Source organism: Halomonas caseinilytica (assembly GCF_001662305.1).
Taxonomy (GTDB): domain Bacteria; phylum Pseudomonadota; class Gammaproteobacteria; order Pseudomonadales; family Halomonadaceae; genus Halomonas; species Halomonas caseinilytica.
Genome location: NZ_BDEP01000016.1, coordinates 388,962 through 400,968, shown reverse-complemented (window position 1 = coordinate 400,968; position 12,007 = coordinate 388,962). Strand labels below are relative to the sequence as shown.

Sequence of the window (12,007 nt, the reverse complement as noted above, 5' to 3'; positions counted from 1 at the left end):
GCAAGGGGCCATCCGGTCGTGGCAAGAAGACGCGCAAGACGTAAGCTGGAAGCTGGAAGCTGGAAGCTGGAAGCTGGAAGCTGGAAGCTGGAAAACAGCATGAACCCCGACAACATGGGGTCAAGGTTTTTTCTTCCAGCTTCAAGCTTAAGCCCGCAAAGCGGGCGTTCTTCCAGCTCCGGGCCGGGCGCTGCCCGGACCGAGTCAGCGCAGCCTCGTCACCATGCCGTCCAGTATCCCGAACAGCCATTCCTTGAACCGTTGTCCGCGTGGCCGACGCGCCCAGTCGTCACGATGCACTTCCCGGCTGGCGGCGAAATTGCGCTCGAACAGCGCGGCCACCTCAGTGGCGAAGTCGGCGTCGTCCACTTCCTGATTGGCCTCGAGGTTCCACTGCAGGCTCCAGTGGTCGAAATTGCAGGAACCAAGGCTCACCCAGTCATCGACCATCGAGAACTTGGCATGGATGAAGGACGGCTGGAATTCGAAGATGCGCACGCCGGCACGTAGCAGACGCCCATAGAAACGCTGGCCGGCGTAACGCACGCCGGGATGGTCATGATCCCCGCCGGGCAGCAGCAGACGCACGTCCACTCCGCGCCGTGCGGCGCGTGCGAGTCGGCGCCGCAGGCTCAGCGTCGGCACGAAATAGGGCGTGCATATCCAGATACGCTGGCGAGCCTCATCCACGCGACGCTGCAGGGACAGCCGGATGGCCTGATAGCGATAGCCTCGCCCCCAGACAACGCGGCCCCGCATGGTGCCTCGCGATGGCACTGCCGCTCCAGGCAGCCGACACTGAGTCCGTGGGGCGCCCTGGTTGCCTCGTGTCATCGGCGAGTCCCAGAGCGACACGAACAAGCGCACCCAGTCATCGACCACCGGCCCCTCGATGCGCACCGCCACCTCGTACCAAGCCTCGAGAAAGTCGTCGACCGCCCCGAAGCCGCCGGTAAAGGCCACCCGGCCATCCACGACCACCAGCTTGCGATGGTCGCGCGTCAAGTTGCGTGCCAGGGAATGCCATCCCAGCGGATTGAACCAGCGCAGGGCCACGCCGCCTGCTTCAAGTCGACGACGATCCGCCGTCGACAAGCCCATGGCACCATAGCCATCGAGCAGCAACCTCACCGACACGCCACGCGACGCCGCTGCCAGCAAGGCATCGATCACCATGGTGGCCAGGCGCCCCGACTCCATCAGGTAGAGCTCGATCAGCAACGATTCCCGGGCCGCGCCGACGGCCTCGAACATCGCCGGCAGAAAGCGCGCCGCCTCCGGCAGCAGCTGGAAATGATTGGCCTCCCGCCAGACTCCCGACATCGTCCCGTCTCCCATTGCTCCCACGCCTCCTGACCCCACCGCAAGGCACCGCTATACTGGCCCCTCATCCTCTTCAAGAGCGATCGCATGGCCAGTGCCACTTCCGTCAATCCGCTCCGCGCGCCATTGCGCCGCTTGATCGCCGCCTGGACCCAGGTACGCCTGCTCGAACCCGCGCCGGAGGCTCTCGGCCTCGATCCCGACCTGACGACCTTGTACGTCCTGCCGCGCTCCTCTCTCTCCGACAGCTTGCTGCTCGACGTCCTGGCCCGCCAGCAAGGCCTCCCCGACGCCACCCTGCCAAGGCACCTCGGCGATCATACCCTGCCCGCCCAGCTCTCGCTGCCCACCACGCGGCGGCACCTTTGGCAACGTCGCCGGGGGCCACGCTCGCCATTTCGAGCGGTCATCGAAGCTCACCGCGACACAGGCCGCGATATTCAGCTGGTCCCCGTCAGCATCTTCTGGGGGCGCGCGCCGGGCAAGCGTTTCGGACTCTGGCAGCTACTCGCGGCCGACAGCTGGCGCCTTACCGGTCGCCTGCGACGCCTGCTGGCCGTCATGGTCAACGGTCGCGACCTGGAGGTCCACTTCGGCGCTCCCCTGCGCCTCGCCGAGCTCGATGACGGTCGCGAGCCATCGCTCACCGACCGCAAGGCAGCCCGCCTGCTCCGCGTGCATTTCCGGCGCATGCGCTCCCGCGTGCTGGGACCTGATCTGTCCCACCGGCGCACCCTGATCGAGGGCGTGGCACGCAGCGAGCCGGTACGCCGCGCCATCGAGGAACAAGCCGGGCACTCGCCCCGTCAGCGTGCGCGCCTGACGCAACGCGCACGACGCTATGGCCGGGAGATCGCCTCCAGCATGAGCTATCCCGTGCTGCGCTTCCTCGATGGCGTGCTAGGCCGGTTGTGGAATCGCCTCTACGATGGCGTCGATGCGCGTGGGCTGGAAGATGTCAAACCGCTGGCCGGTGAATGCACCCTGGTCTATGTGCCCTGTCACCGCAGTCACATCGACTATCTGCTGCTTTCCTACGTACTCTACGCTCAGGGGCTGATGCCACCCCACATCGCCGCCGGGCGCAATCTCGACATGCCGCTGATCGGCCCGCTGCTGCGTCGTGGCGGCGCCTTCTTCATGCGCCGCAGCTTCCGCGGCAAAGCCCTGTATTCGGCGGTCTTCAAGGAATACTTGCACCGCCTGCTCAACCGAGGCCATCCTCTGGAATATTTCATCGAGGGCGGACGATCGCGCAGCGGTAGAATGCTGCCACCCCGCCCAGGCATGCTGGCCATGACGCTGGACTCCTTCCTGCGCAGCCAGCGGGAAGGCGGGCAGCCGCTCGTCTTCGTGCCTGTCTACATCGGCTATGAACGCATCCTCGAGGAAGCCAGCTATCAGCGTGAGCTTGCTGGCGGTGGCAAGCGCAAGGAGTCGCCCCTGGCCTTGCTGCGGGTCGTGCGACGACTGCGCGAGCCCCATGGTCGCGTTGCCGTGAACATCGGCGAGCCACTGGCGCTGGATGATTTCCTCGACCGCACCCGGCCTGGCTGGCGTGACGACTCCCTGGACACCGCACCGCCCGAATGGCGGCGCACCGCCGTCACCGAGCTCGGTGAAACACTGGCGCGACGCATCAATGCTGCCGCCTCGCTCAACCCGGTAAACCTGGTCGCCCTGGGCCTTCTGGCCACGCCGCACCATGCCATCGAAGCGTCCTTGCTGGAGCGCCACCTGGCATTGCTGGCCTCGCTGGGGCGCGAGCATGCCTTCGCCCTGCCGCCCGGCGAGCCCGCCGACTGGATCGCCCAGACCCGTGCGCTGGGCATGCTCGAGCACAGCCCTCACGCGCTGGGAGACCTGGTCACTGCCGAGCCCGCCCAGGCCACGCTGCTGGGCTGGTATCGCAACAATGTCCTGCACCTCTATGCGCTCATCGGCCTCACCGCCTTCGCTTTCCGCCACCAGCCCTGCCATACCCTGGATGACCTGGAGCGCCTGCTGGCACCGAGCTGGCCGGTGCTGGTACGGGAATTCGCTATCGCGCCGCCGGCCTCGTTGCGCGAGGCGCTGGCCGACACGTTGGAACGTCTTGCCGAACAGGGGCTACTGGAAGACGATGGCGACCGATGGCGGCGTACCTCCTCGCTGACCGGCGAAGAACAACTGCGCATGCTCGGCAGGTTGATGCAACCACCGCTGGAACGCGGTTACCTGCTGCTCTCGGTGCTGCTCGGTGAGGCGCCGGGACATTTCACCCGTGACGCCCTGACTGAACGCACTCGCCAGCTGGCCGAACGACTGGGGCGACTGACCGGACGTGATTCACCGGAATTCTTCGACGCTCGCCTGTTCGCAAGCCTGGTGCAGAACCTCGAGGTCGAAGGCTGGCTCCGCACCCGGGATGGGCGCCTGTATTACGGTTCACGGCTGCGCGAAGGCGCGCTACGTGGACAGACGCTGTTCGACCCCGCGCTGCGTCATCGCCTGCAACGAATCGCGCGACATGCCCAGGCATGAAACGGCGATCATGACGCCGTCAGCGCGCGATGGACATACAGATCGTAGCGGCTGGTCTTGCCTTCGAGGGTGTGCCGGGGCGACGGCCCGGCGATGGGCGGCGCCTTGCGTGGCCGCTTGACGACCACGCGATGCGTCGCCACGTCCAGCGCCGCCTCCAGCAGCCGCGGAGCATCGGCATCGTCGCCGGCCAGTTCACGGAACAACCGCATCTCCTTTTTGACCAGTGCCGACTTGGTACGATGCGGAAACATGGGGTCCAGATGGATGACCTGCGGGGCAATGCCACTTTCCTCTACCCGACGAGCCAGATCGCGACCGGCATCGCCATGCACAAGGCGCATGCGTGCCGCGATCTCGGCGGTATCGGGATCGGCGGACGCCCGGGCCAGACCATCCTCCAGCAAGGCGGCAATCGCCGCCACGCGCTCGACCAGCAGCACCTCGGCACCCAGCGACGCCAGCACGAAGGCATCACGCCCCAGCCCTGCCGTGGCATCCACCACCGAGGGTGTCACCCCCTTGCCGAGGCCACAGGCTCGAGCGATCAACTGGCCTCGCCCGCCCCCGAAGCGACGTCGATGCGCGACCCGTCCGGCCACGAAATCCACCGCCAGTGGATGGCCGTAAGTGCCCGGATCACCGGCCAGAACGAGGCGCCCGGCCTCGACGCGCAACATCAGCGGGGCAGCCGCCGCCTCGACGCGCAAGGGCAGCGCCCAGCGCTTGGCCAGGTCAGCGTCACTCTCGACCGCGACGCGACTGCCGATGCTCATTGCGACTTGCGCCAGGCCACCTGGTCGCGCAGGTAGACAGGCTGCACTTCATGGGCCGCTCGCCCCTCTCCGGCGGCGAAGGCCTCGATGGCCAGCAGCGCCATGTCTTCGGCGGCAGCGTCCATATCCGACAGACAAAGGCTCATCGCCACCTGCGTCTCGGCCGGCATGGACTCTCGCAGCGTCCAGCCGGAGCCCACACCCACCCAGTCGTGATCGTCATGCCCCTCGGGCAAGCGCAACCGCTCCGGAGGCAGCACCGCCTCGGCGTTGAGCGGCTCGACGCGTCCCCGATCGCAACGCCAGCAGGCCGCATAGACCTCCCCCATGCGGGCATCAAGGGCCGTCACCAGGTAGCGATAGTGATGGTGGCGATGTGCCCGCAGCGCCAGGGCCTGCAGCGTCGACACACCGAGCAGGGGCCGATCCAGACCGAAGGCCAGCCCCTGAGCGGCACCCGCTGCAATGCGCAGGCCGGTGAAGGAGCCCGGCCCGCGACCATAGGCGACGGCATCGAGCTCGGCCGGCGCCACCCCTGCTTCATCGAGCACCTCGTCGACCATCGGCAGCAAGCGGCGGGTATGCGCCCGGGGAGCAAGCTCGAAACGAGAGATCACCTCGTCCGGATGATCATCTTGGCGGCGCAGCAAGGCGGCGGAGCAGGCGCTCGAGGAAGCGTCCAGGGCGAGCAGGATCGTCATGGGAAATACGCGTCGATGGAAAATGGCAGGACATTATACGACAACAGCCCGCGCGATGCGGGCTGCCGAAGGTCAAGCGTCACTCAGCCCTCGAGGGCCTCGATCACCTGGGTGGTGATGTCATCGACGCTACCCACGCCCTCGACGCGATGGTAGCGGGGCGCCACGTCGGGTTCCTGCCGCGCCCAGTCCTGATAGTACTCGACCAGCGGCGCCGTCTGGTCGTGATACACAGACAGCCGATTGCGCACCGTGGCTTCGCTGTCGTCGTCACGCTGAATCAGCGGCTCGCCGGTGACATCGTCCTTGCCCTCCTCGCGCGGCGGGTTGAGCTCGACATGATAGACCCGGCCGGAGGCAGGGTGCACACGACGCCCCGCCAGGCGATTGACGATTTCCTCGTCGGGTACGGCAATCTCGAGGACATGATCGATCTTCACGCCGGCATCCTTCATGGCATCAGCCTGAGGGATGGTGCGCGGGAAACCGTCGAACAGAAAGCCGTTGGCACAGTCGGGCTGCGCAATGCGTTCCTTGACCAGGGAGATGATCAGGTCGTCGGACACCAGACCACCGGTTTCCATGATCTCCTTGACCTGGAGGCCCAGTTCGCTGCCTTCCTTGACGGCGGCACGCAGCATGTCGCCGGTGGAGATCTGCGGAATGCCGAAGCGCTCGCAGATGAATTGGGCCTGGGTGCCCTTGCCAGCGCCTGGCGCGCCTAACAGGATCAAACGCATCTAAACTGCTCCTTGAGAAAGCGGGAAGTGTCGTAGCTTGGAAAAAGGGAGAAGCGAACCATACCCGTGCCATTCTCGCCAGACAAGCGAGATGGGAAGTCGCCCCTTTACGGTCCATGAAAAATTTTTTTATATCAGAAAGTTAGAGCCACTAGCACTTTCGTCTGCCCAGGGGGACAAGACATTGAGCAGGCAGCAAACAACGACGGCGCCTTACGGCGCCGTCGTCACACTCTTGGTGTCGCCACGTTTCAGAGCAGCAAGCGGCGGATATCCGTCAGCACCTGTCCCAAAAAGGCGGTGAAGCGTGCCGCATCGGCGCCATTGACCGCACGATGGTCATAGGACAGCGATAGCGGCATCATCAGACGCGGCTGGAAGGCCTGACCGTCCCATACCGGCTTGGTCTGGGACTTGGAGACGCCGAGGATGGCCACTTCCGGGGCATTGACGATCGGCGTGAAGGCGGTGCCGCCGATGGACCCCAGGCTGGAGATGGTGAAACAGCCACCGGTCATCTCCTCGCGCTTGAGCTTCTTCGACTGCGCCTTGCCGGCCAGTTCCACGGATTCCTTGGCCAGCTCGATCAGCGACTTCTGGTCGGCGTCACGAATCACCGGCACCATCAGTCCGTCCGGCGTATCCACGGCGATGCCGATATGCACGTACTTCTTGTGCACCACGGTTTCGCCGTCGCTCTTCAGGCTGACGTTGAACTGCGGGAACTTCCTGAGCGCGAAGGCGCAGGCCTTGATCAGGAACGGCAGCGGCGTGAGCTTGGCCCCCTGGGCCTCCGCCTCGGCCTTCATGGACTTGCGGAAGGCCTCCAGCTCGGTGATGTCGGCCTCGTCGAACTGGGTCACGTGAGGCAGATTGACCCAGCTGCGATGCAGATTGGTCGCGCCCATCTTCATCAGGCGACCCATCGGCTTCTCCTCGACTTCGCCGAACTGGCTGAAGTCGACGTCCGGCACCGGCGGGATGCCCGAACCGCCCTCGGCGGCGGCACCCGCGGGCGCCTTGGCCTGGCCGGCCATGACCTGCTTGACGTAGTTGTGGACGTCTTCCTTGAGCACCCGCTCCTTGGGACCGGTGGGCTTGACCAGTTCCAGGTCGACACCCAGCTCGCGGGCCAGCATGCGGACCGCCGGACCTGCGTGCACCAGCTTGCCGTCGCGGGGCTTGTGGGCGGCCATCTCGGCCTCGGGGCTGGGGCGGCCGACCGGCGCGGAGGACTTGCTCTCGCCCGATTCACGCCCGGCGCTCGAGGCCTTGGCTGGCTTCTCGGCCGGTTTCTGCTCGGTCTTCTTGGGTGCCGGCTTGGCAGCGGCGGTCTCGATGATGGCGATCACATCGCCCTCGGAAACGCTGTCGCCTTCCTTCACCTTCAGCTCGACCAGCTTGCCCTTGTGAGGGCTCGGCACGTCCATGGAGGCCTTGTCGGACTCCAGGGTGATCAGCGGGTCCTCTTCGTCGACCTCATCACCCTCGGCGACCGCCACCTCGATGATCGGCACGTCGCTGGAACCACCGAGGTCCGGCACACGAACCTCCTTGCGCTCAGGTTCGCCGCCGGCGGTGTCGTCTTCGTCCTCAGCCTCGGGGTCAGCAGCGGGTTCCGGCTCGCTCGGCGCCTCGGCGCCCTCGCTCGCCGCGTCCCCGTCTGACTCACCGGCGACTTCCATGCTGCCGATCACGTCGCCTTCGGAAACCGTGTCGCCTTCCTTGACGGTCAGGCTGATCAGCTTGCCGGCATGAGGGCTCGGCACATCCATGGAGGCCTTGTCGGACTCCAGGGTGATCAGGGTGTCCTCGGCATCGAGCGTGTCGCCCTCGCTGGCCGCCACCTCGATGATCTCGACATCAGCGGCGCCCCCCAGATCGGGTACCTTGATCTCCACCGTGCGGGAGCCGCCACCGGACTTGGCGGCAGGCTCGGCCGGTGCCTCATCGGCCGGAGCTTCCTCGGCCTCGGCGCTCGATGCCTCGGCGGAGGTGTCTTCTTCGGCCTGGTCGGCATCGCCGCCGCCTTCGGCTTCGATTTCGACGATAGCGTCACCCTCGGAGACGGTATCGCCCTCCTTGACCAGCACCTTCAGCACCTTGCCGCCCTGGGGCGATGGCACATCCATGCTGGCCTTGTCGGATTCCAGTGTGATCAGGGTGTCCTCGGGCTCGATGACATCGCCTTCCGACACCGCGATCTCGATGATTTCGACATCAGTATCGCCACCGATGTCGGGCACTTTGATGATTTCGCTACTCAAGGTCGCGCTCCTTCAAACTCTTGACGGGGGCGGGCCCTACGGCCCGCCATGCCACCGGATCGGTCGACGACTCACACCTCAAGCGGATTGGGCTTGTTGGGGTCGATGCCGTACTTCTCGATGGCCTCGGCCACGACCTTGCGATCGATCTCGCCACGGTCGGCCAGCGCCTTGAGCGCGGTCACGGTGACGAAGTAGCGATTGACCTCGAAGAAGTGACGCAGCTTCTCGCGGGTGTCGGAACGACCATAACCATCGGTACCCAGTACATGATAGTCGGTCGGCACCCAGGCACGGACCTGGTCGGCGAACAGCTTCATGTAGTCGGTGGAGGCGATGGCCGGCCCCTGACGACCTTCCAGGCAAGCGGTGACGTGCGGCTTGCCCGGCTCCTCGGCCGGCTTGAGGAAGGCCTGGCGATCGATTGCCAGGGCCTCGCGGCGCAGTTCGTTGAAGCTGGTGACGCTCCAGATATCGGCGCCCACACCCCACTCCTCGGCGAGCAGCTCGGCGGCCGCCTCGACCTCGAGCAGGATGGTGCCGGAGCCCATCAGCTGAACGCGCGCCTTGTCACCCTGGGTCTCGCGCAGCAGGTACATGCCCTTGATGATGTCCTCGGTGGGCACATCTTCCAGGGCAGGCTGCTCGTAGTTCTCGTTCATCACCGTCAGGTAGTAGAAGCAGTTTTCCTTGTCGGCATACATCCGCTTCAAGCCATCCTGAACGATCACCGCCACTTCATGGGCATAAGTGGGATCGTAGCTACGGCAGTTCGGAATCATCGAGGCCTGCAGGTGACTATGGCCATCCTGGTGCTGCAGGCCCTCGCCGTTCAGGGTCGTGCGACCGGCCGTGCCGCCGATGAGGAAGCCGCGTGCCTGCATGTCGCCGGCGGCCCAGGCCAGATCGCCGATCCGCTGGAAGCCGAACATCGAGTAGTAGATGTAGAACGGCAACAGCGGCAGGCCGTGGTTGCTGTAGGAGGTCGCCGCGGCAATCCAGGACGACATGGCGCCGGCCTCGGTGATGCCCTCCTCGAGGACCTGACCCGCCTGGTCCTCGCGATAGAACATCAGCTGGCCCTTGTCCATGGGCTCGTACTTCTGCCCTTCGGAGGTATAGATGCCGAGCTGGCGGAACATGCCCTCCATGCCGAAGGTACGTGCCTCGTCGGGCACGATCGGCACGACGCGCTTGCCGATCTGCTTGTCCTTGACCAGGCCATTGAGAATGCGCACGAACGCCATGGTCGTGGAGACTTCACGCCCCTTGGAGCCGCTCAGCTGCGAAGCAAAGATCTTGTCTTCGAGAGACGGAATCTCGAGCGCCTCGAAGTCCGGGTTGCGCGCCGGCAGGTAGCCCCCCAGACGTTCGCGCTGGAGATGCATGTACTTGATCTCCGGACTGTCGTCGTCCGGCTTGTAGTAGGGCATCTCGTTCTCGATCTGCTCGTCGGAGACCGGGATGCCGAAACGATCGCGGAAATCCTTCAGGACTTCCGGGTCATCGATGGACTTGACCTGGTGGGCCTCGTTGTCGGCCTCGCCGCCGGCGGCGCCCAGACCATAGCCCTTGACGGTATGCGCCAGGATGACGGTGGGACGACCGTTGGCGTTGTGGAAGGCCTCATGGTAGGCGGCATAGATCTTGAACGGATCGTGGCCACCGCGGTTGAGCTTCCAGATGTCCTCGTCGGACATGTCCTTGACCAGCTCGGCAGTCTCCGGGTACTTGCCGAAGAAGTGCTCCCGGGTATAGGCGCCGCCGTTGGCCTTGTAGTTCTGGTATTCGCCGTCGACCGCCTCATCCATGCGCTTCTGCAGGATACCCTTCTTGTCCTTCTCGAAGAGCGGATCCCACAGCCGGCCCCAGACCACCTTGATGACATTCCAGCCGGCGCCGCGGAACACGCCCTCGAGCTCGTCCATGATGCGTGAATTGCCACGCACCGGACCATCGAGGCGCTGCAGGTTACAGTTGACGACGAAGTTCAGGTTGTCGAGTTTCTCGCGGCTGGCAAGGTGAATGGCCCCGAGCGTCTCGGGCTCGTCGCACTCGCCGTCGCCGAGGAAGGCCCAGACCTTGCGATCCTGCATCGGCTGCAGGCCGCGCTGATCCAGGTACTTCATGACGTGGGCCTGATAGATGGCCATGATCGGCCCAAGCCCCATGGAGACCGTGGGCAGTTGCCAGTAGTTGGGCATCAGCCAAGGGTGCGGATAGGACGACAGGCCATCGCCATCCACTTCCTGGCGGAACTTGTCCATCTGCTCCTCGGTGAGGCGGCCTTCCAGATAGGAACGCGCATAGATGCCCGGGGCGCTGTGCCCCTGGATGAACACCAGGTCGCCCTTGAAATCACCGTTGGGAGCACGGAAGAAATGGTTGAAGCCCACGTCGTAGAGAGTCGCACTGGACATGAAGCTGGCCAGGTGACCACCGATCCCCTTGTTGGCCTTGTTGGCCCGGGTCACCATGGCGGCCATGTTCCAGCGAATCAGCGAACGGATGCGACGCTCCATGAACAGGTCGCCCGGCATCGGCGCCTCACGATGCACCGGAATGGTGTTGCGATGCGGCGTCGTCACCGAGAAGGGCACTTGCATGCCGTCGCGGCGATAGCGATCCGCTAGCCGGGTCATGAGGTACCGGGCCCGGTCCTCACCCTCGCGATCCAGAACCGACTCCAGGGAATCCAACCACTCCTGGGTTTCGACCGGATCGAGATCTTCTCGTGTCTCAAGACTCATAGACGTCTCTCCGAATGACGGTGGGGCGACAGCCCCGCAGCGAGGGGCATGTGGCGCTCTGAGGGAAGGCATGGAGGGCAATTCCACGCCATCTGCCAGATTTGTAGTCGTTTTACAAGACAACGCGACCAATGTCGGTGGGTGCGTTGACGATACCGTAAACACTCACTGGTGCCAATTGAAACAGACATGGAAATTTTTTTCAAAAGCCTTGTGACGCCCATAACACGTGGAATAACCCCGCCTTCATAGTGGATCGCACCAGAAACGCCGCGTTAGTAGAACAACGAGCTGGTTCGGGGCTCAGCAGAGCTCACCCGGCAATTTGAATGTTTTTTTACGTACTATCGGGTCACTTCAGCCAACAATTGGCGAAAATAGGCCCAGTCGAAGGCCGGACCGGGGTCACTCTTGCGTAGCGGTGCGACACGCGCATGGCTGGTGATGCGCTCGGGCGTGATGGCCGGATAATGCGTCCACAAGGCACGGCAGGCACGCACCAGCGAGTCATACTGGGCTTCGGTATAGGGCGTCACCTCGTCGCCTTCCAGCTCGATGCCCACCGAGAAGTCGTTCAACGCCCGGCGCCAACGCTCGCCATCGCGCCACCAGGAGCGTCCGGCGTGCCAGGCGCGGGCCGTAAACGGCACGAACTGCACGCATTCCCCATCCCGCCGGATCAACAGATGGGCCGACACCCGCAGCCGATGGATGCCGGAGAAATAAGGATGCGCCTCGGGATCCAGGCGGTTGGTGAACAATCGCTCGATAGCATCGCCGGAGAACTTCCCCGGCGGCAGGCTGATGGAATGCAGGACCAGCAAGGAGATCTCTTCCTCCGGCCGAGCGTCCTGATTGGGCGACACCACGCGACGCGCCCCCCCCAGCCATCCCTGGTCAATCGACATGCTTTCCCCCTGACGTCGA

Annotated in this window: 8 protein-coding genes; 1 reads left to right on the top strand and 7 read right to left on the bottom strand. The window is 64.7% G+C overall.

The window, feature by feature from the left end; genetic code table 11:
- Positions 1-204: 204 nt before the first annotated feature.
- Entirely contained in the window at positions 205-1,323 is a 1,119-nt protein-coding gene (locus tag A9O65_RS11805; RefSeq protein ID WP_064702191.1) for a phospholipase D-like domain-containing protein, read from the bottom strand.
- An 87-nt stretch (positions 1,324-1,410) separates the two neighbouring features.
- Between A9O65_RS11805 and plsB the strand changes: the two genes are divergently transcribed.
- A complete protein-coding gene (gene plsB / locus A9O65_RS11800) occupies positions 1,411-3,846 on the top strand; it encodes a glycerol-3-phosphate 1-O-acyltransferase PlsB (protein ID WP_064702190.1) in 2,436 nt (811 codons plus the stop codon).
- An 8-nt stretch (positions 3,847-3,854) separates the two neighbouring features.
- Here plsB and A9O65_RS11795 read toward each other — a convergent pair whose 3' ends face one another.
- The 6 genes from A9O65_RS11795 to ampD all read right to left on the bottom strand — a co-directional run bounded on the left by A9O65_RS11795 (position 3,855) and on the right by ampD (position 11,988).
- The gene (locus A9O65_RS11795; RefSeq protein WP_064702189.1) at positions 3,855-4,622 is read right to left on the bottom strand and encodes a class I SAM-dependent methyltransferase; all 768 of its coding nucleotides are present in this window, start codon (positions 4,620-4,622) and stop codon (positions 3,855-3,857) included.
- Positions 4,619-5,323 carry a tRNA (adenosine(37)-N6)-threonylcarbamoyltransferase complex dimerization subunit type 1 TsaB gene (tsaB, locus tag A9O65_RS11790; protein WP_064699458.1) on the bottom strand — a complete coding sequence of 235 codons (705 nt, stop codon included), beginning with the start codon at positions 5,321-5,323 and terminating at the stop codon, positions 4,619-4,621. Before tsaB ends, A9O65_RS11795 begins: the two co-directional genes overlap by 4 nt.
- Before the next feature lie 83 nt (positions 5,324-5,406).
- Positions 5,407-6,063: an adenylate kinase gene (gene adk / locus A9O65_RS11785; RefSeq protein WP_064702188.1), complete on the bottom strand. Its 657-nt coding sequence runs from the start codon at positions 6,061-6,063 to the stop codon at positions 5,407-5,409.
- Positions 6,064-6,314: 251 nt separating this feature from the next.
- Positions 6,315-8,330: a pyruvate dehydrogenase complex dihydrolipoyllysine-residue acetyltransferase gene (gene aceF / locus A9O65_RS11780; RefSeq protein WP_064702187.1), complete on the bottom strand. Its 2,016-nt coding sequence runs from the start codon at positions 8,328-8,330 to the stop codon at positions 6,315-6,317.
- A 71-nt stretch (positions 8,331-8,401) separates the two neighbouring features.
- Positions 8,402-11,080, bottom strand: coding sequence for a pyruvate dehydrogenase (acetyl-transferring), homodimeric type (gene aceE, locus A9O65_RS11775; RefSeq protein ID WP_064702186.1), 2,679 nt, complete (start codon positions 11,078-11,080; stop codon positions 8,402-8,404).
- 344 nt (positions 11,081-11,424) lie between these two features.
- Positions 11,425-11,988 (bottom strand): 1,6-anhydro-N-acetylmuramyl-L-alanine amidase AmpD, encoded by a 564-nt coding sequence (ampD, locus tag A9O65_RS11770; RefSeq protein WP_064702185.1) that lies wholly within the window; start codon positions 11,986-11,988, stop codon positions 11,425-11,427.
- Positions 11,989-12,007: the final 19 nt, after the last annotated feature.

Coding starts and splice junctions, on each gene's coding strand:
- A9O65_RS11805 (WP_064702191.1), bottom strand. CDS start 1,323: ATGTCGGGAGTCTGGCGGGAGGCCAATCATTTCCAGCTGCTGCCGGAG.
- plsB (WP_064702190.1), top strand. CDS start 1,411: ATGGCCAGTGCCACTTCCGTCAATCCGCTCCGCGCGCCATTGCGCCGC.
- A9O65_RS11795 (WP_064702189.1), bottom strand. CDS start 4,622: ATGAGCATCGGCAGTCGCGTCGCGGTCGAGAGTGACGCTGACCTGGCC.
- tsaB (WP_064699458.1), bottom strand. CDS start 5,323: ATGACGATCCTGCTCGCCCTGGACGCTTCCTCGAGCGCCTGCTCCGCC.
- adk (WP_064702188.1), bottom strand. CDS start 6,063: ATGCGTTTGATCCTGTTAGGCGCGCCAGGCGCTGGCAAGGGCACCCAG.
- aceE (WP_064702186.1), bottom strand. CDS start 11,080: ATGAGTCTTGAGACACGAGAAGATCTCGATCCGGTCGAAACCCAGGAG.
- ampD (WP_064702185.1), bottom strand. CDS start 11,988: ATGTCGATTGACCAGGGATGGCTGGGGGGGGCGCGTCGCGTGGTGTCG.